Consider the following 18828-nt stretch of genomic DNA (forward strand, 5'->3'; position numbering starts at 1 on the left):
GTAGCGATAGTCGAACAGAGTGCTTTGAATAGTTGTTCTTTGCAAGTACAATCAACCATAGAATGCATCTGGTATCCGCCTGTCCGAAACCAAGCGCCGCCGCACAAAGCCGCGCATCCTCGGCAGGTAGGCAGGCAGCGCCCGTAGCCGCTGCCTGCGAGAATACTCAGAATTCCTGCCAATCGTCCTGCGCCACCGCTGCATTGCCCCGTGACAGCGGGCGGGTGGGTGTGAAGCGCTGTGTGGGCGTGGCTGCCGCCGGTGCCGCCATGGCGCGGGCGGCGGTGCGCAGATCTGCGGTCGTTGCTGCGCGCGCCTGGCCCGGAAGGGTGAAGCGGGTGATCAGCTCGCGCAGGCGGACAGCCTCGTTGGCAAGCTGGGCGCTTGCGGCGTTGGCTTCCTCGACCATGGCTGCGTTCTTCTGCGTCACCTGGTCCATCTGGTTGACCGCCGTGTTCACCTCGGTCAGGCCCACGGACTGTTCTCGCGAGGACACGGCGATTGCGCTCATGTGTTCGTTGATGGTGACCACATGAGCGCCGATCGCCTGTAGCGCCGCACCGGTGTCGCGCACCAGCCGGACACCGCCTTCGACCTCGACGGACGAATTGCGGATCAGTTCCTTGATTTCCTTGGCGGCCTGCGCCGAGCGCTGGGCAAGCTCGCGGACCTCCTGGGCAACGACCGCAAAGCCCTTGCCGGCTTCGCCCGCACGCGCCGCTTCGACGCCGGCGTTGAGGGCCAGAAGGTTCGTCTGGAAGGCGATCTCGTCGATCACGCCGATGATGTTGGAGATCTGGCCGGAGGAATGCTCGATCCGGCGCATGGCCTCGACCGCATCGGCAACCACGCTGCCGGACTTTGCGGCGCTGGCGTTGGCTTCCACGGCGACATGCCGGGCTTCCTCTGCGCGCTTCGTCGAGTTGGCGACATTCGCGGTGATCTCGTCGAGGGCGGCCGCGGTTTCTTCCAGGGCCGCGGCCTGCTGTTCCGTGCGGCGTGACAGGTCGTCGGCGCTCTCGCTGATCTCGCGCGAGCCGCCGTCGATCGAGCGGCTCGAGTCGGCGACCGCCGATAGCGCATCGCCGAGCTGGGCGACGGCGCTGTTCAGGTCGTGGCGCAGCTGCTCGAAATCGGGCGCAAAGGGTTCGCTAAGCTGGAAGGCGAGATCGCCGGCGGCAAGGCGCTTGAGACCGCCGGCAAGGCCGGATGTCGCCTGGATCAGGCGGGCCTGTGCAGCGGCTTCGGCGTCTTCTTGCAGGCGAATGCGTTCGGCCTCGGCCCGTTTGCGGTTTTCAGCGGCCTCCGCCTCCAGCCTGCGGTTGGCAATCGCCGCCTGGCGGAAGATTTCGACCGCGCCGGCCATCTCGCCGATCTCGTCCTTGCGGCCGGCATAGGGGATCGACGATGTGACATCACCTTCGGCAAGGCGGGTCATGGAGCGGGTTGTGGCAACGATCGGCCGCGAGATGGTGCGCCCGACGAGGAAGACGGTCGCTGCAATGACAGCAATCGCCGCGACAACGGCCGCCAGTGCGATCGCCTCGAGCGACTTCTGGGTAGACGCACTTTCGGTTTCGGACTTGACCTTCTCCGTTTCGATGGCGCCCGCCATCTGCTCGAACACCGGCTCGACATCGGCAAAGGCCTTCGACATCGTCGCCCGCAGCGCCGTCTCGTTCTCCGCAAGAGCCGCGTAGTCGTTGAAGGCAGTCGCGTAGTCCTTGAGCGCCGCCAGGACCTTGCCCTGCAGGTCCGCACCGCCGAACAGCTCTGCCGGCGCGCCGTTGAAAGCCTTCACTTCCTCGGCGTGCTTCTCCACGTATTTGTGGTCGCGCCGCATGATGAAGTCCTTCTCGTGGCGACGCATTGTCAGCATGCTCGCCTGGAGCCCCTTGTCCTTGATCGGCTTCAACAACTCCTCGACCGCATGGACGGCGGTGCGCATCGCGCCCTCTTTGCCCGCCGCCGGATCGAGACCGAGCGTACGGTTGGCCTCGGCAACGGCCGAGAAGGCCTTCAGATAGCGTTCGTAGCCCTCGGAAATCGTCTGCAGCTCGCTCCGTGTCGACGAGCTGTCGAGCAGCTTGCCGAGCTCGGCCATCGTCGCCTGCGCCTTTGCGGCGGTTTCGTCATGGGCCGCGGCATATCGATCTTCCCTGCGCAGCAGGAAGTCCTTTTCGGCACGGCGGTTCTGCAGGAACTGTATCTCCAGCCTCAGCAAGGCGCGCTCCGCGTCACGATGCACCTGCACCTGCCGTCGGTAGTCTTCCTCGATGCCCTTCTCCACGACGAAGATTGCGACGATCGCCAGGATACCGGCGACGGCGATCGGCACGAGCAGACCGATGCGATGGGAGATCCTGAGGTGAAAACGCGGCATGCAGCAACTCCTTGCGCCCGGAGGCGTCAGGTGGGGAAGAACGGATTGTGTCGGAAGGTCCGGCTTGCGGAAGTCCTGCGTCATGCAGGTGCGACATCCCCGCAATGTCGCACCCATCATTTAAGGTTGGGTGAATATTCAGTTATTTTTTAGGGGTTTCTAACTGTGTCCTCCGATCGCCGTGAGCGCGGGGGGCTTGCCAATGCGCCGGCAAGCCGCCATGAGAAGCACATGTCAGAAGATCGCCAGAACGAAGAACACAAGAACCGGGTCCGCCTCGATCAGTTGCTGCTGAACTCGGGGCTCGTCGCAAGCCGCGCGCGCGCCCGTGACGCAATCCAGCGCGGGACCGTCAAGGTCGACGGCCGCACGGTCACCAAGGCAGCGTCCATGTTTGCCGAGACCGTGACGATCACCATCGACGATCCGGCGCAGGACTACGTCTCGCGCGCTGCGCTGAAGCTGGTCGCGGCGCTCGATCATTTCGGGCTCGACCCCTCAGGCGAAAGCTGCGTCGATATCGGCGCTTCGACCGGTGGTTTCACGGAAGTGCTGTTGAAGCGTGGAGCCGAGCACGTGGTCGCGATCGACGTCGGCCATGGCCAGATCCATCCGCGCATCGAGGGCGACGAACGCGTCACCAGCATCGAGGGCCTCAATGCCCGCGCCATGACCGAAGAGGATATCGACGACCGCGACATCACCTTCGTCGTCTCGGACGTCTCGTTCATCTCGCTCAAGCTCGCCCTGCCGCCGGCACTCGACATGGCGTTGCCGGGCGCGCACTGCATCCTGCTCGTAAAGCCACAGTTCGAGGCGGGCCGCGACGCCATCAGCAAGGCGGGCCTGCTCAAGGATCCCGAGAGCGCGCCGGATGTTGCCGCCGAACTCGAGCGCTGGCTTGTCGAAGACATGGGCTGGCAGAGCCTCGGGCTCATCCCCTCGCCGATTGCCGGCGGCGACGGCAATGTCGAATTCCTGCTCGCGGGCAAGAAGCCATGACCACCGAAGCCGTCACCGTCAAACGGCTGGGCGCCCAGGGCGACGGCATTGCCGACGGTCCGGACGGACCGATCTATGCGCCCTTCACGCTGCCCGGCGAAAGCGTCGCGCTCGCCGTCAACAAATCGCACGGCACGCTGATCTCGGTGAGAGCAGCTTCTCCCGAACGCGTCGAGCCGCACTGTCGGCACTTCGGGCCGGATGGCGTCAACGGCACCTGCGGCGGCTGCACGATGCAGCATGCCTCGGATACGCTCTACCACGGCTTCAAGCGCGATCTGGTGATCGCCGCCCTGAAGTCGAAGGGCCTGACGCCCGAGGTGGCGCCGCTCATCACCGCCGAGCCGGGCCAGCGCCGGCGTGCGGTTTTCACGGCGCGCAAGACCGAGAAGGACCTGCTGCTCGGCTTCAACCAAGCCGAAAGCCACCACATCGTCGCGATTTCGGAATGTCCGATCGCGAGCCCGGGCATCGTCTCGCAGCTCGCAACCATCGCCAGGATCGGCACTGCGATGGCGGTCAATGCCGAGCCTTTCCGCATCACCGTGCTCGAAACGCTCTCCGGGCTCGATCTCAACGTCGACGGCATCAAGAAGCTTGACGACAGCGTGCGCCGCCGCACGGTCGAAGCCGTGCTTGGCGAGCGCGGCATCGCGCGCGTCAGCCTCAATGGCGAAATCATCGTCGAGCCGGTGAAGCCGGTCATCGATTTCGGCGGCGTTTCCGTTTCGCCGCCGCCCGGCAGTTTCACCCAGGCGACGGTGCAGGCCGAAGAAGCGATGGCGAAGCTGGTGCTCGACCATCTCGGCAAGTCCAAGCGCGTCGCAGACCTCTTTGCCGGCTGCGGCACCTTCGCGCTGCGCATCGCCCGCAAGGCACGCGTGCATGCGGTCGAAGGCGAGGACAAGGCGCTAAAGGCGCTCGACGTCGCCGCCCGCAATACGCAAGGTCTGAAGCCGGTGACGGTCGAGAAGCGTGACCTCTTCCGCCGCCCGGTCATGGCGCAGGAACTGAAGGTGTTTGATGCCGTTGTCTTCGACCCGCCACGGGCCGGCGCAGAGGTGCAGTGTCACGAGATCGCCCGCTCCGGCGTCAAGAAGGTCGTCGCCGTTTCCTGCAATCCGGTCACGCTCGCGCGCGACCTTTCGATCCTGACCGCCGCCGGCTACCGCATCACCTCGGTGACGCCGATCGACCAGTTCCTCTGGTCGTCTCACGTCGAGGCAGTGGTGACGCTGGAGAAGTGAACAGGCCCGGTTTCCGGGCCCGCCTGCTGTTCAGCTTCCCCAGACTATTCCGCTCCCTCCGTCATGCTCGGGCTTGACCCGAGCATCCATCTCCGAGCCTCGAATTCCATCGCACTGGATCCTCGGGTCAAGCCCGAGGAGGACAGGTGGAGGCGTCGGCGAACGAAGAAGAGGCGTACCAACGATAAAGGCCCGGTTTCCCCGGCCTTTATCGTGTCAGGCTTGAAGCGCTTGCCATTTTGATTTACGGCAAGCGCCCTATCACCTTGTTATTGCAACGTTCTGTCGATCCACTCGTACTCAGGCCGCGCGACGACGACCACCACCACGCATCTGAACGTCACCCAGATTGAACTGGGCAAGCAATGCGTTGAGCGAGGCGGCTTCGGACGCGAGACCATGGCTTGCCGCCGTCTGCTCCTCGACCATTGCCGCGTTCTGCTGGGTACCCTGGTCCATGGTGTTGACGGCCGTGTTGATCTCCTGAAGCCCGGTCGATTGCTCACGCGTCGCCGTGACGATCGCGCTCACATGTCTGTTGATCTCCTGCACTTCGGCAACGATCGTCTCCAGCGCCTTGCCGGTTTCGCCGACCAAGCTCACACCGCTCCTCACCTGGTTGCCAGAGGTGGTGATCAGCGCCTTGATCTCCTTGGCGGCCTGTGCCGAACGCTGGGCAAGCTCACGCACTTCCTGGGCGACGACGGCAAAGCCCTTGCCCGCTTCCCCGGCACGGGCCGCTTCGACGCCGGCGTTCAGCGCAAGCAAGTTCGTCTGGAAGGCGATATCGTCGATGACGCCGATGATGTTGGAGATCTCGCCCGAGGACTTCTCGATCGCGTGCATCGCGTCTACGGCGTTGGCGACGACCTCGCCGGACTTCTCGGCCCCGGCACGGGTGCGGGCGACGAGCGCGCCGACCTCTTCAGCCCGGCGGGCGGAGTCCTTGACGGTCGTGGTGATCTCTTCGAGCGCTGCGGCGGTCTCTTCGACCGAGGCTGCCTGCTGCTCGGTGCGGCGGGCAAGATCGTCGGCCGCCGAGCGGATTTCCGTCGCGCCGGCGTCGATGCCGTGGGCGTTGGCGCCGACGGCGCAAAGCGTATCATGCAGCTTGGCGACCGAGTTGTTGAAGTCGGCCCGGAGACTGTCGAGGCGATCGGCGAAGGGGTTGTCGATGCGGTAGGCGAGATCGCCTTCGGCCAGACGGCCAAGGCCCGTCGCGAGACCATTGACCGCTTGCTGGATTTCGGCCGCATCGCGCGCCTTCTGTGCTTCACGTTCCAGACGCTCGCGCTCTGACAGCGAACGGTTCGCATCCGCCTCGCTTTCGAGCTGCATCTTGGCGATCGTCGCATCACGCAGGACCCGCAGGGAGCGGGCGAGATCGCCGATCTCGTCCTTGCGCTCGGCCTCGGACAGGTCGACGTCGGTCTCGCCGGCCGCGATCTGGCCGGTGACGCCGATGACATTGGCGACGCGCTTGCGGAAGCGGCTTGCCAGCGTCCAGCCGACGATGATCATGATCGCGGCGGCAACGGCAATGACGGCGATCGAGATCATCGCAAGCTGCGAAAGGCCGGCAAAGACCGTGGCTTCGGGAACCGAGACCACGACATACCATTCCGTGTCGGGCAGCAGGTTGACCGGCACGGCGACGGCCAAATGCGCGCTGCCGTCCGTGTGCTTCAGCGCGAAGGCCTGGCCGGTGTGGCTCAAGAGGTCTCCCCACCCCTCACCCGCAAGCGGCGTGTCCTTCAGCACCTTGCCGAGCACCTTGGCATCGGGGTGGCTGATGATGCTGCCGTCCTTGCTGAGCAGCGAGACGAAGCCGGTGCCGAAGGGCTTCAGCTTGGCGAGCTCGGTCGACAGTTCGCCGAGTGCCATGTCGACGCCGACGACACCGATGAAGGCGCCGTCCTTCTTCAGCGGCACCATGATCGAGGTCATCAGCACGTCCTTGCCGTTGATCGGGTAGACATAGGGCTCGGTGACCATGTCGAGGCCGGTCTTCTTCGGGATCTGGTAGTAGTCGCCGGGGCCCGGCTTGTCGTAGTCGGCCAGCGCCTCGTGGATCACCTTGTCACCGGAGCGGGCGATATAGGGAACGAAGCGGCCGGTCGCGTCGTGACCGGGCTTGCCGACGAACTCGGCGTCCTTGCCGTCGAAGGCGTTGGGCTCCCAGCCGGTGCTCATGCCGACGGCAAGCGGGTTGTCGACGATCCAGCGTTTCATCAGGGTTTCGATTTCGGCGCGCGAGGGCTCGCCGGTGCCCTTCACCGCATAGAGCGCGGAGCGGATGTTGTTTGCGAGCGTCTTCGCCTCGGCAAACTTCGTCTCGACGCTGCGCGCGCTTGCGGATGCGGCATTGGTCATCTCGGCGATGCTGCGCTCGCGCAATTGCTGATAGGAGAGCCAGAAGACGACGGCGGCGGTGACCATCGAGGTCAGAAGGCCGGTCATCACGATGGCGAACATGTTTCTTGCCGTTGCAGTCTTTAGGATCACCGTATGTCTCCCCTCGCGCCTCCGCCATTGCGGTCGTGCGCGGCCAAATCATCGATTGCGTGACGGGCACGCTGAGCATTGGGACAGGTGTCTGGAGCACATCGCGATGATAAATGCTGGAGGCGACGTGCGGGCGAAGTCATTTCGCGGCGAAGAAACGGTATGCGCGACCGCTTTATCAAAGCTTAAGAAACAAGGGGATGACTCGCGATCCTGCAGTGAAAAGCGAGAATCCTGATGCAGTGCGCAAAGAAAAGGCCCGGTCTCCCGGGCCTTTAGCTGTCGAATGTCGGCGAAGACTAGGCTGCGCGGCGGCGGTGGCTGGTCGCCGATGCGTATACGCTCTGCGTATCACCAAGATTGAACTGGGCGAGCAGCGCGTTGAGCGAGGCGGCTTCGGAGGCGAGGCCATGGCTGGCGGCCGTCTGTTCCTCGACCATCGCCGCGTTCTGCTGCGTGCCCTGGTCCATGGTGTTGACCGCCGTGTTGATCTCCTGAAGTCCGGTCGACTGTTCGCGCGTCGCGGTCACGATCGCGCTCACGTGCTTGTTGATCTCCTGCACTTCGGAAACGATCGTCTGCAGCGCCTTTCCGGTATCGCCGACGAGCGTCACGCCGTTCCTGACCTGGTTGCCCGAGGTGGTGATCAGCGCCTTGATTTCCTTGGCGGCATTGGCCGAGCGCTGCGCGAGTTCACGCACTTCCTGGGCGACGACTGCAAAGCCCTTACCGGCTTCACCGGCCCGCGCCGCTTCGACGCCGGCGTTCAGCGCAAGCAAGTTCGTCTGGAAAGCGATGTCATCGATGACACCGATGATGTTGGAGATCTCGCCCGAGGACTTCTCGATCGCGTGCATCGCGTCTACGGCGTTCGCCACAACCTCGCCGGACTTCTCGGCCCCGGCGCGAGTGCGGGCGACGAGCGCGCCGACTTCCTCGGCCCGGCGGGCCGAGTCCTTGACGGTCGTGGTAATCTCTTCGAGCGCTGCGGCGGTCTCCTCGACCGAGGCTGCCTGCTGCTCGGTGCGGCGGGCGAGATCGTCGGCGGCCGAGCGGATCTCCGTCGCGCCGGCATCGATGCCGCGGGCATTGGCGCCGACGGCGCAGAGCGTGTCGTGCAGCTTGGCGACCGAGTTGTTGAAGTCGGCGCGCAGGCGATCGAGACGATCGGCGAAGGGGTTGTCGATGCGGTAGGCGAGATCGCCTTCGGCAAGGCGGCCAAGGCCGGATGCGAGGCCATCAACGGCCTGCTGGATCTCTGCCGCATCCCGCGCCTTCTGCGCCTCACGCTCAAGACGTTCGCGCTCCGACAGCGAGCGGTTCGCATCCGCTTCGCTCTCAAGGCGTGCACGCTCGACGGCATTAGCCTTGAACACGGCGACGGCGGCGGCCATGGAGCCGATCTGGTCGGTCCGCTCTTCGCCGGGGATCTCGACGTTGTGGTTGCCCGAAGCGAGCTTTTCCATCGCGCCGGTCATGTCCGTGACCGGACGGATGACGAGGCGGTTGAGGAAGGTTGCGAGGAAGACGAGCATCACGCCGACCGCAAGGATCGTGGCGATGGTCGCGGCAATGCGGAACTGATCGATCGCCGAATAGGCGGCATCGGCGTCGATAACGAAGCCGACATACCATTCGACCGAGGGCAGGCCCTGGACCGGAACGAAGCTCACCAGCATCGGCTTGCCGTCGAGCTCGGTGTTCATGATGCCGGTGCCGATTGCCGGCGTGTCGATCGGGAAGGCATCGGCAAGCGACTTGGTGACGAGCTTTGCATCGGGATGGACGAGGATCTGGCCGTCCTTGCTCGCGAGGAAGGCAAAGCCCTCGCCGCCGACATCGACGCCCTTGATCATGGTCACCAGGGTTTCGAGCGAGAAGTCGCTGGCGGCAACGCCATAGAGCTTACCGTCGCGCTTGACCGGGACGGCCGCACTGATGATCAGCGCGCCGCTGGACGCGTCGACATAGGGTTCGGTCAGCACGCGGGCGTCAGCCTTGACGGCCTGCTGGTACCAGGGGCGCTGGCGCGGGTCGTAGCCGGCCGGCATCGGATTGTCGGGCCAGGTGATGAACTTGCCGCTCTCGTTGCCGACATAGGTCGACATGAATTCGCTGGTGAGAACATCGTTCTTCAGGATCGGCTGGACGGCGCCGTCATCCGCGACATTGCCGGTGGCATCGGCAACCATTGCCGTCAACGTGACGCGGCCGTTAAGCCACTTGGCGACGCTCTGCGCAGCCTGGGTGCCGGAGGAGGCAATGTTCTCCTCGACGGCCTTGGTGGTCGTGTCGCGCTGCAGGCTGTCGATGTATACGGAAAAGCCGGCGAAGGCGCCGACGACGACACAGGACGCGGCAACGAGAATGCGCGTCATGAGGTTCGATCGCTTGGACAAGGTGGGCTCCCAATGGGTGCCGGCGGCGACCGCCGGACATGAGCTCTTGATGATTTTCGCGCAGCATCCATCGTCCGTCAGAAAGACGGCACGCAGAGGCTGACGGGAAAACGTTGAACATGCCAGAAGGCGGGGCCAGCCCTGCTTCATGCGGCTGGGGCCATCCCGAAAAGAGGATAGGCCTATCGCGCAGGACGCTAGCGACCGGTATTTAAGAACAAATTAAAATTGATATATGCAAGTTCGCGATAGCGGCGGCAACGGGATCTTTACCGCCGGGCGAGTAGGAGCTTGCCCCCGAATGCAAAACGGGTGCACAGCGGCACCCGTCTCGTCCTTCACGAAATCCAAGCTGGTTCAGCGGCGCATGAAGGCCTCGAAGGCGGCGCGCGCTTCGGCGCTCTTCAGTTGCGCTGCGAAGTGTTTTGCTTCCTCGTCGATCCGGGCCAGCACGTCGCTGCGGTCGCCACGAACGAGATCGCGGGCAATCCGAAGCGCTTCCGGCGGCTTTTTGGCGAGCCGGGCGGCGAGCGCCAGCGTTTCGCTCTCGACTGCATCCTGACCGACGATCTTCCAGATCAGCCCGGCGTCGGCGGCCTCGCGTGCGGTGAGCGGCTCACCGGCGGCAAGCAGAGCAAAGGCGCGCTGGTGGCCCATGATGCGCGGCGCGATCAGGCTGGAGGCCGCCTCCGGCACCAGCGCCAGATCGACGAAAGGTGTCTTGAACAGCGATCGCTCGGAGGCAACAGTCAGGTCGCAATGGAGATGGATGGTCGTGCCGATGCCGATCGCCAGGCCATCGACGCCCGAAACGACAGGCTTGGTTGCGGTCGCGAGCGCCTTCAGGAATTCGATGACTTCCATGCCCATGGAGCCGCCCATGGCGAAGGCCAGGAAGTCCGCCATGTCGTTGCCGGCCGAGAAGCAGCCCTCGGTGCCGAGAAAGGCGGTGGCGCGCACGGCCGGGTCACTCGACGCAACCGTCAGCGCATTGGTCATCTTCGCGTACATCTCGCGGGTGATGGCGTTTTTCTTTTCCGGCCGGTTGAAACGGATCACCTGGACGCCGGGATGGGCTTCCGGCCGTTCGATGAGCACGTGGTCAGTCATGATGGATCCTTTCAAGCCAGAACGGCGCGGGCGACGGCGAGGCTGTCGGCGCCGTTGACGACACGGTCCTTCAGCGCGGCAGTCTCGGCCAGCAGGTTTTCAGCGGTGAAGCGGCAGAGCGCGATGCGCTGATCGTCCTTGCCATCGCTCACTTCCGCCAGACCACCCTTTGCGAGATAGGCGCCGGTCAGCGCCAGGCCGAAGAGGCGCTGGTAGGCGGTGGCGCCGGCGAGCGCTTCTGCGAGTTTGCCGCCGGCAACCGCCGCAATCAGCCACTCGGTCGCAGCCGAAAGATCGTCCAGCGCCGCATCGAGGCGCGCAGCCGTCTCGCCGAAACCGTCACGGTTCGAGGCACGAACCGCCGCTGCGATCTCGCGCAATTCGGCAATGAAGCCGCGCACGGGGCCACCATCGGAGAGCGGCAGCTTGCGGGTCACGAGGTCGATCGCCTGGATGCCGTTGGTACCCTCGTAGATCGGCGCGATGCGGGCGTCGCGCAGGTAGCGCGCGGCACCGGTTTCTTCGATGAAGCCCATGCCGCCATGGACCTGGATGCCCATCGAGGCGACATCGACGCCGGCGTCTGTCGAGAAGGATTTGGCGATCGGCGTCAGCAGGCTGGAGCGCTCCTGCCAGAACTTCGCTTTCTCGCCTTCAGCCGCGTGCCCCATGTCGACGGCGTGGGCGCAGGCATAGGAGATCGCGCGGGAACCCTGCGTCAGCGCCTTCATCGTCAGGAGCATGCGGGCGACATCGGGATGCTCGATGATCGGGCTCATGCCCTGCCCCGTCCATCCGGGCGCCTTGCCCTGGGTGCGCTCCTTGGCAAAGGCGATCGCCTTTTGGGTCGCGGCATCGGCGATGGCCACACCCTGCATGCCGACCGCGAGGCGGGCGTTGTTCATCATCGTGAACATGCAGGCGAGGCCGCGGTTCTCCTCGCCGATCAGATAGCCGATCGCGCCCTTTTCAGCCCCGAACTTGCCGTCGCCATAGATCATCGTGCAGGTGGGCGATCCATGGATGCCGAGCTTGTGCTCGAGCGAATGGCAGAAGAGATCGTTGCGTTCGCCGAGCGAACCATCCGCGTTGACCAGGAATTTCGGCACGAGGAACAGCGAGATGCCGCGGGTGCCGGCCGGCGCGTCCGGAAGGCGCGCCAGCACCAGATGGACGATGTTGTCGGTGAAATCGTGTTCGCCCCAGGTGATGAAGATCTTCTGGCCGAAGATGCGGTAGGTGCCGTCGTCGCGGCGCTCGGCACGGGTCTTCAACACACCCAAGTCGGAGCCGGCATGCGGCTCGGTCAGGTTCATCGTGCCGGTCCATTCGCCGGAAACCATCTTCGGCAGATAGGTGGCCTTGAGCTGATCGGAGCCGTGTTTTTCCAGCGCCTCGACGGCGCCCATCGTCAGCGTCGGGCCAAGTGCGAAGGCCATGGAGCCGGCGTTCCACATTTCCATGGCGGCGACGTGCAGCATGTGCGGCAGCTTCTGGCCGCCGAACTCTTCCGGTGCCGTCAGCCCATTCCAGCCGCCGGCGATCCAGTTGTGATAGAGGTCGCGCCAGCCATCCGGGGTCTCGACCTTGCCTTCGACAAGACGCGAGCCCTGCTTGTCGCCGATGTCGCCAAGCGGTGCCACCTCCTCCGTCGCGAACCGGCCGGCCTCGGAAAGAATGGCATCGACCAGGTCTTCCCCGAGATCGCCCAACGCGCCCGATTGCAGCGCATCGCCCATGCCGGCCACGTGCTTCAGCGTGAACGCGATCTCGTCGACGGGTGCCTTGTACATGATGATCCTCCCAGATAGCCAGGTCGCGCCGGGCGCTGCCTTGTGCGCCGAACACTATTGATTTTTACGTAAACGTCAACGTCAATTGCCGTCGGCATCCCGAGCGTCGGGCTTCGGCCACCTGTAACAAAACTGTCATCAACGGCGCATAGAAGCCAAGACAGACAGTGCCGCACGTTGTCGAAGACGCGGCGGTCACTGTAGCACTTTGAATGGCTGCATGTTCTGCCCTTCCATTGCCAGCCATGGATCGGAACAGACGGCCCACCCTGGACAAGGCGTTCAGATGAACCTGATTTCCCCCGAAATACCCGGCATCGTCTGGGCCTATCGTTTCGTGCCGGGCGAAAGCCGCTGCCAGCGGATCGCCACCGACGCCTCGATCGACAGCCTGCTTGGGGGCGACGGATGGGTGTGGGTTCATCTGGCGCTCTCGGACGCGCGAACGCCCGCGCTCATCGAGAGGATCGGCAACCTGCCGCCGCTCGCGGTCGCCACGCTGACGAGCCACGACACACAGGCCGCCATCACCGTTTCGGACGATATCGTGCACGGCACGCTCGTCGACTTCGAGCGCACCTTCGACGCGGTGACGAAGACGATCGGCTGGCTGCATTTCGCCGTGAGCGACCGCATCATCATCACCACGCGCCTGCATCCTTTGCGCAGCATCGATCGGGTCAAGGCGGCTGTCGAGAAGAGCACGAAATGTGCACGCCCGATCGACCTCTTCGAGATGATCGTCGTCGAATTCCAGCGCACGCTGATTTCGCTGGTTCTGGAGTTGACCGAGGACCTGAACGTCATCGAGGACCATGTCTATGGCGAGGCCGGGCATCGCCAGCAGCCGGGGCTTGCGCCGCTGCGCAGGACCGTGGTGCGGCTGCATCGGCACCTGCGCACGATCCTCGCCTTGCTGCGGCGTGCGGGCGCATCGGATGAGGACGAGGTGCCGCCGGGCTTCATCGACGCAGCGGAGCGGCTTTCCGACCGGCTGGAAGCGGTCGACCGCGACGTCTTTGCGCTGCAAGAGCGGGCACGGCTGCTGCATGAAGAGATCGACAGCAAGATCTCCTCGGAGACCAACCGGCATCTTTACATCCTGTCGCTGATGACCGCCTTCCTCTTGCCGCCGACGCTCGTCACCGGCTTCTTCGGCATGAACACCGGGGCACTGCCCTTCGCCGACGGCACTGGCACGCTTTACGCAGCGCTGTTCATCGCGCTCTCCATGGCCTTTGCCTGGTGGATTCTCCGGCGGATCGGCATTCTCTGAGACGCCGCTCGGAACCCTCACCAAGCGTTCGGTGTTGAAGAGAGCAACCAGAACGACACCGTGGAGATTGGAAGCATGGCGCTCAAGCGAATGGACAACATAGGCATCGTCGTCGAAGACCTCGAAGAGACGATCGATTTCTTTCGTGAACTTGGCCTTGAGCTCGAAGGACGGGCGAAGATCGAAGGAGAATGGGCCGGGCGTGTTACCGGGCTCGGCGATCAGCATGTCGAAATTGCCATGATGCGCACGCCGGATGGCCATAGCAGGCTTGAGCTTTCCCGCTTCCTCGCGCCGCCGGTCGTCGCCGATCACCGCACGGCTCCGGTCAATGCGCTTGGCTACCTTCGCGTCATGTTCGCCGTCGACGACGTCGAAGAGACGCTTGAGCGGCTTCGCAAACGCGGTGCGCAACTGGTCGGCGAAGTGGTCCAGTACAGGGACACTTACAGGCTCTGCTACATACGTGGACCCGAAGGCCTGCTCATCGGCCTTGCCCAAGAACTTTAGCCACTGCCGGACAAGTTCTCGCCAGGCACAGCGCCGATCATCGGCCAGGCCCATCGCTCGCGGCTATGGCGGCCTCATGTGATCCCAGGCGAAAAAGGGCCAGGAGCGGAAGCGCCCGGCCCTGCCTCCCCTTTAGCTGTAGGGCGAATAGCACTGGCGGCGCGGGCCGCCATAGGGCTGATAGGTATTGTCGTAGGCCCGGTATGAGCGGTAGCGGTCGTAGCACCACTGCACATGGCGGCTGCCATAAACGGGGGCAGGACGCGTGTAGCGCGGCGGCTGGGCAATCGCTCCGCCGATGATGACGCCGGTGCCGAAGGCTGCCATCGGATACCACCAGCCATTGTAGTAGCGATAGCCAGGACGGCGGTAGTTATAACCGCGGTAGCCGTTGTAGTAATAATAGCCGCCGCGACGCTCCATGCCCGGTCTGCGATACTGGACATTGACCACATCGTTCTGTCGCTCGACGCGCGGCGGGGTCGGCGTGAAGGCCTGCGACGGGGCAGCCGACGTCACCAGCACGGCCGCCGCAACGACCACGGAAAACCACCGGCCCATCCCGGACTTCAGCACGTTCTTCATCAAATCCCTCCATCACCGAAAGCATGTTGCGCGCCCCCGGCTTCGGGATGCCGCGACATTTCAACCTTTTCCATGATTTCACCCCGACCGAGGCCGATCCGGGGATGTCCCTCAGCCGGGAAATCCGAAATCGACCGATAACGCATAAGTCACCGGTTTTGTTCCATCTTCCGCGTCCTTTGGGATCAGCCCGCGCGGCCGACACCCGTTGCCGTGGCGCGCCTTGCCGCATCATCGACCACCTGCCGCGACCATGAAAGCAATTGCTTATATACAGCTGCAGGTCGGTATACATTCGCGCGCCGCTCCCGCACAGTCCGCGCGGGGGCTGGGATTTACGATGCGTTAACGATACTGTCGGCAATCTCAGAGAATGGCAAAGCGGTGTATCTCCACGACAGGGATGATTCTGCGCCTCGCGACCTTCATCGGTCTGGCTTTCGCGGCGGCGATCGCACGCGCCGGTGAACTGGAGCCCTGGAAGACCAAATCGAACGCCATCATCGTCGACGCCTATGAGATGAACAGCATCGACTGGGAAACGATGCTTGGCGACAAGCGCATTTCCGGCTTCATCGCCAAGGCCTCCGACGGCCTGCCCGAAAGCTTCTCCTGCACCGGCGACCACAACGGCGACACCTTCAACCACTGCAAGACCATGTGGCGCAAATACGCCGTCAGCCGCGAGCTCTACCAGACCCGCCGGATGATTGCCCGCTCGCACGGACTGCTCTGGGGCGCCTATCATCTCGCCCGTCCGGGCAACCCCGTCGACCAGGCAAACCATTTCCTCGACTACGCCGAGCCGCGCGACGACGAACTGATGGTGCTCGATCTCGAAGGCATCGACCCGGACAAGTACATGTCGCTCGAGGACGCCGCCATCTTCGCCGGGCACATCAAGACCCGGACCGGGCGCTACCCGATCCTCTACACCAACCACATCACCGCCAAATACATCGCCGCGCACCGGGCCGAGCACCGGCTGCTGTCGCGTCTGCCGCTCTGGTACGCCCGCTACAAGCCGGATATCCGCCAGGTTTTCCCGATGGGCAACTGGGACAGTTACGCGCTGTGGCAGTTCTCCTCGGGCATCAACTGCGGAAAGCGCCGCTGCCCCTACCGCGTGCCGGGAACGCTTGACGACATCGACGTCAATGTGGCGGCGATGTCGCCGCCGGCGCTGAAAGCGATCTGGGCACAAGGCGCCTTGCTGCCGGAAAAGCCGCTGCCGCTGATGCTCGTCGCCCAAGCCGAGCGGGGAACGGGCATGCAGGCGGTCGCACGGGCGACTGCGATCTTTAGCGAGCCGCTGCTCGTCAGCCGCGCCGACGCTGCGAGCGGCGTCGGCAGCGGCGTCGACATGATGGTGACCGGCTCGATCGATTTCGCCCGCCAAGAGCGCGCCCTGCAGGTGGCGATTGCCGGCAATGAAGCTGCCCAGGGCGCATGCCCGAAAACGACGACCGGCACCGACGCCCCGGCAAGCGTTTCGGCCAATCCGATCCCCTGCAACGCGCCCTAAGCCTGTCGCGTGAAAAAGGATCTCGCGCCAGGCTTTAAGCTCTCATCTTTTATGCACGTCGCTGCTGAAAGACCGCGGCGCACTTCTCGCGACATGCATTGACGCCCTCAAGCTTCGATCTGGACGTCGCCAAGTGGTCGCGAGCAGCAGGCGAGGATGTAGCCCTCGTCGATCTCGTCGTCGAGAATGCCGCCATTGTGGTTCATCTCGACCTCGCCCGCGACCTTCATCACCCGGCAGGTGCCGCAGATGCCGCCTTCGCAGGCAGCGCCGATGCGCACCCCATTGGCGCGCGCCGCCTGCAGGATCGTCTGGCCGGGCTTGGCCTCGACCTCCTTGCCGCTCATGGTGAAGGCGATCTTGGCGGCCTGGACCTCGCTGTCGTCGCCACCGCCGGCGCGCACGGCAATCTCTTCCGCGGCGGGTGCCGCCGCCGGCTGGAAGCTCTCCTCGTGATAGCGGCCCATGTCGAAACCGGCCGATTTCAGCACCTCCCGCACGCCGCGCATGAAGGGCTCTGGGCCGCAACAGAACACAGTACGCTCCATGAAATCCGGAGCGAGTAATGGCAGCTTGGCGCCATCGATGCGGCCGCGAAGCCCGTGCCAGCCGTGACGGGCCTCATGCCCCTCGACGATGAAGCCGAGGTTCAGCCCGGACATCTGCGTCGCCAGAACCTCCAGCTCCGAGCGGAACAGCAGATCCTCCGGACGACGCGCGCAGGAGATGAAGGTCACATCCGTCTCCGGCACGCAGTCCGCCATCCAGCGCGTCATCGACATCATCGGCGTGACGCCAGAACCCGCCGAGATGAACAGGTACTTGTCGCCGGGATGGCGCACGAAGCTGAAATCGCCGAGCGGACCGAAGGCCCGGAGCTTCATGCCCGGCTTCAGATGGTCGAACATCCAGCGGGTGCCGATGCTGTCGGCCTGCGCCTTCACCGTGACCGCGATTGAAAGCGGCCGCGACGGCGTCGACGACAGCGTGTAGGTGCGCATGACCGGCTCGTCGGCGACCGGCAGTTCGAGCGTTACGAACTGCCCGGGCAGATAGCGGAACCAGGCGGGCTTTTCCGCCCGGAAGGTGAAGGTCATGACATCGGCGGTCTCGACCACCGCCGATGTGCATTCGAGCATCTGCTGCCGGTCGATCCAGACATGCAGCGCGTCGAAATGGTGAAACGAGGAGGCCATCTGCATGTCAGGCGACCCTTGAAAGCGGAGCCGCGTCGCCGGCAAGGCGCTGCTCCATGAACTTGCAGTACCACTCGACGAACTGCATCACGCCGCCTTCGTGCTCGGGCGAATAGGGACCGGGCTCATAGGCCGGCGAGCGGATGCCGAAGGCATTCTCCTCGACGATCTGGCGATCCTGATCGTTGGTCTCGGTCCAGACATGCGTCAGTTCTTCGAGATTGTAATCGATGCCTTCGACCGCATCCTTGTTGACCAGCCACTTCGTCGTCACCTGGGTAAGTTCAGGCCCGAGCGGCAGTACGCGGAAGGTGATGGCGTGGTCGGCAAGCACATGGTTCCAGGTGGTCGGGTAATGGAACATCAGAAGCGTGCCGATCTGGCTCTGGGAAACATCGGCCGACAAAGCCCGCCTGACGGCGCGCGCGCCCGACATGGTGTAGCTTTCGGCATTGTCGACAAGCGGCATGCGGGCGGCGCGGAACTGGCCGGTCGGCGACATCCTGAATTCGCTCGGCAAGCCTTCGGCCTCGCATTTCGCCCAATGTTCGGCGATCACGGGATCATCCTTGGCGCCCTGCACCCCGGTCGCGGTCGGGGCTTCCGGATAGGTGCGGCAGAGTTCTGGATGATTGGCGGCGCAATGGTAGCACTCGCGGTTGTTCTCCCAGACGAGCTTCCAGTTGCCCTTTTCGATGATCGTGCTTTCGAAGGCGACCTTGGTTTCGCCGAGGCGGTGCGGCGCGAGATAGGGCGTGACCAGTTCGCGAAATGCCGCGAAGTCCGCAGGGTTCTCCGAAAGATTGATGAAGATGTAGCCGCCGACCGTTTCGCAGTGGATCGGTTTCAGGCTGTGGGCGGCCTTGTCGAAATCCTCGCCCATCTGTCGGGCGAACAGCAGCGAACCGTCGAGCTCGTAGGTCCATTGGTGATAGGGACAGACGAGTTTTGCCGACGAGCCCTTCTGTTGCGTGCAGACGCGGGAGCCGCGGTGGCGGCAGGAATTGTGCAAGGCGCGGATCGTGCCCTGGCGGTCACGGGTGATGACGACGGGAAAGTCGCCGACCTGGACGGTGAAGTAATTGCCGGCCCGCGGGATCTCGCAGTCATGGCCGATGAACAGCCAATCCTTGTACCAGATGTTTTCCAGATCCTGCCGATAGTAGTCGGGATCGATGTAGAAGGCCCGATCGAGGCTGTAGCCGTCGCGTCGACCCTTCAGCTTTCGCAGCATATCGTTTCTGGTGTCCATGTCCTGTCCTCATGCGCCATGTTTCGGAGAGGCAGGACAGGAACC

12 protein-coding genes and 1 pseudogene are annotated in these 18828 nt (G+C 64.1%); 5 read left to right on the forward strand and 8 right to left on the reverse strand.

Translation table 11 applies throughout. From position 1 onward, the window contains the following. Positions 1-166 precede the first annotated feature (166 nt). Positions 167-2383, reverse strand: a complete 2217-nt coding sequence (locus tag OKW20_RS02720; protein ID WP_429170035.1) for a methyl-accepting chemotaxis protein — start codon at positions 2381-2383, stop codon at positions 167-169. A 231-nt stretch (positions 2384-2614) separates the two neighbouring features. Here OKW20_RS02720 and OKW20_RS02725 point away from each other — a divergent pair, with 231 nt between their 5' ends. Both OKW20_RS02725 and OKW20_RS02730 read left to right on the forward strand, forming a co-directional pair. Beyond that, positions 2615-3385 carry a TlyA family RNA methyltransferase gene (locus tag OKW20_RS02725; RefSeq protein WP_043619809.1) on the forward strand — a complete coding sequence of 257 codons (771 nt, stop codon included), beginning with the start codon at positions 2615-2617 and terminating at the stop codon, positions 3383-3385. Then, positions 3382-4632 (forward strand): class I SAM-dependent RNA methyltransferase, encoded by a 1251-nt coding sequence (locus OKW20_RS02730; protein WP_429170038.1) that lies wholly within the window; start codon positions 3382-3384, stop codon positions 4630-4632. Before OKW20_RS02725 ends, OKW20_RS02730 begins: the two co-directional genes overlap by 4 nt. 300 nt (positions 4633-4932) lie before the next feature. Here OKW20_RS02730 and OKW20_RS02735 read toward each other — a convergent pair whose 3' ends face one another. The 4 genes from OKW20_RS02735 to OKW20_RS02750 form a co-directional block, all read right to left on the reverse strand. Then, on the reverse strand, positions 4933-7107 hold the full coding sequence (locus OKW20_RS02735) for a methyl-accepting chemotaxis protein (RefSeq protein WP_429170040.1): 2175 nt from the start codon (positions 7105-7107) through the stop codon (positions 4933-4935). Positions 7108-7436: 329 nt separating this feature from the next. Next, complete coding sequence (mcpU, locus tag OKW20_RS02740; RefSeq protein ID WP_429171127.1) at positions 7437-9515, reverse strand: methyl-accepting chemotaxis protein McpU; 2079 nt, start codon at positions 9513-9515, stop codon at positions 7437-7439. A 378-nt stretch (positions 9516-9893) separates the two neighbouring features. Further along, positions 9894-10646 carry a crotonase/enoyl-CoA hydratase family protein gene (locus tag OKW20_RS02745; protein WP_429170042.1) on the reverse strand — a complete coding sequence of 251 codons (753 nt, stop codon included), beginning with the start codon at positions 10644-10646 and terminating at the stop codon, positions 9894-9896. 11 nt (positions 10647-10657) lie between these two features. Continuing rightward, entirely contained in the window at positions 10658-12439 is a 1782-nt protein-coding gene (locus OKW20_RS02750; protein WP_429170044.1) for an acyl-CoA dehydrogenase, read from the reverse strand. Between the two features lie 286 nt (positions 12440-12725). Between OKW20_RS02750 and OKW20_RS02755 the strand changes: the two genes are divergently transcribed. Together OKW20_RS02755 and OKW20_RS02760 are read left to right on the forward strand one after the other, a co-directional pair. After that, positions 12726-13715, forward strand: a complete 990-nt coding sequence (locus OKW20_RS02755) for a transporter (protein WP_429170046.1) — start codon at positions 12726-12728, stop codon at positions 13713-13715. A gap of 75 nt (positions 13716-13790) precedes the next feature. Beyond that, positions 13791-14225 carry a VOC family protein gene (locus tag OKW20_RS02760; RefSeq protein WP_429170048.1) on the forward strand — a complete coding sequence of 145 codons (435 nt, stop codon included), beginning with the start codon at positions 13791-13793 and terminating at the stop codon, positions 14223-14225. Between the two features lie 132 nt (positions 14226-14357). On the opposite strand, the gene OKW20_RS02765 is transcribed toward OKW20_RS02760, so the two are convergent. Then, the gene (locus OKW20_RS02765; RefSeq protein ID WP_429170050.1) at positions 14358-14810 is read right to left on the reverse strand and encodes a BA14K family protein; all 453 of its coding nucleotides are present in this window, start codon (positions 14808-14810) and stop codon (positions 14358-14360) included. Positions 14811-15183: 373 nt separating this feature from the next. Between OKW20_RS02765 and OKW20_RS02770 the strand changes: the two are divergent. Then, positions 15184-16221: pseudogene (locus OKW20_RS02770) on the forward strand (glycoside hydrolase family 25 protein); the annotation flags it as partial. A gap of 221 nt (positions 16222-16442) precedes the next feature. On the opposite strand, the gene OKW20_RS02775 reads toward OKW20_RS02770, so the two are convergent. Beyond that, positions 16443-17537, reverse strand: coding sequence for a 2Fe-2S iron-sulfur cluster-binding protein (locus OKW20_RS02775; RefSeq protein ID WP_429170052.1), 1095 nt, complete (start codon positions 17535-17537; stop codon positions 16443-16445). A gap of 1 nt (position 17538) precedes the next feature. After that, on the reverse strand, positions 17539-18783 hold the full coding sequence (locus OKW20_RS02780; protein ID WP_429170054.1) for an aromatic ring-hydroxylating oxygenase subunit alpha: 1245 nt from the start codon (positions 18781-18783) through the stop codon (positions 17539-17541). Positions 18784-18828: the final 45 nt, after the last annotated feature.

Origin of the sequence: Ensifer sp. LBL, from assembly GCF_050435225.1 — a bacterium.
Taxonomy (GTDB): domain Bacteria; phylum Pseudomonadota; class Alphaproteobacteria; order Rhizobiales; family Rhizobiaceae; genus Ensifer.

Bases quoted from the DNA above. Each gene is read 5' to 3' on its own strand.
- OKW20_RS02775 (WP_429170052.1), bottom strand. From the start codon at position 17,537: ATGCAGATGGCCTCCTCGTTTCACCATTTCGACGCGCTGCATGTCTGG.
- mcpU (WP_429171127.1), bottom strand. From the start codon at position 9,515: ATGACGCGCATTCTCGTTGCCGCGTCCTGTGTCGTCGTCGGCGCCTTC.
- OKW20_RS02780 (WP_429170054.1), bottom strand. From the start codon at position 18,783: ATGGACACCAGAAACGATATGCTGCGAAAGCTGAAGGGTCGACGCGAC.
- OKW20_RS02755 (WP_429170046.1), top strand. From the start codon at position 12,726: ATGAACCTGATTTCCCCCGAAATACCCGGCATCGTCTGGGCCTATCGT.
- OKW20_RS02750 (WP_429170044.1), bottom strand. From the start codon at position 12,439: ATGTACAAGGCACCCGTCGACGAGATCGCGTTCACGCTGAAGCACGTG.
- OKW20_RS02735 (WP_429170040.1), bottom strand. From the start codon at position 7,107: ATGTTCGCCATCGTGATGACCGGCCTTCTGACCTCGATGGTCACCGCC.
- OKW20_RS02725 (WP_043619809.1), top strand. From the start codon at position 2,615: ATGTCAGAAGATCGCCAGAACGAAGAACACAAGAACCGGGTCCGCCTC.
- OKW20_RS02730 (WP_429170038.1), top strand. From the start codon at position 3,382: ATGACCACCGAAGCCGTCACCGTCAAACGGCTGGGCGCCCAGGGCGAC.
- OKW20_RS02720 (WP_429170035.1), bottom strand. From the start codon at position 2,383: ATGCCGCGTTTTCACCTCAGGATCTCCCATCGCATCGGTCTGCTCGTG.
- OKW20_RS02765 (WP_429170050.1), bottom strand. From the start codon at position 14,810: ATGAAGAACGTGCTGAAGTCCGGGATGGGCCGGTGGTTTTCCGTGGTC.
- OKW20_RS02760 (WP_429170048.1), top strand. From the start codon at position 13,791: ATGGCGCTCAAGCGAATGGACAACATAGGCATCGTCGTCGAAGACCTC.
- OKW20_RS02745 (WP_429170042.1), bottom strand. From the start codon at position 10,646: ATGACTGACCACGTGCTCATCGAACGGCCGGAAGCCCATCCCGGCGTC.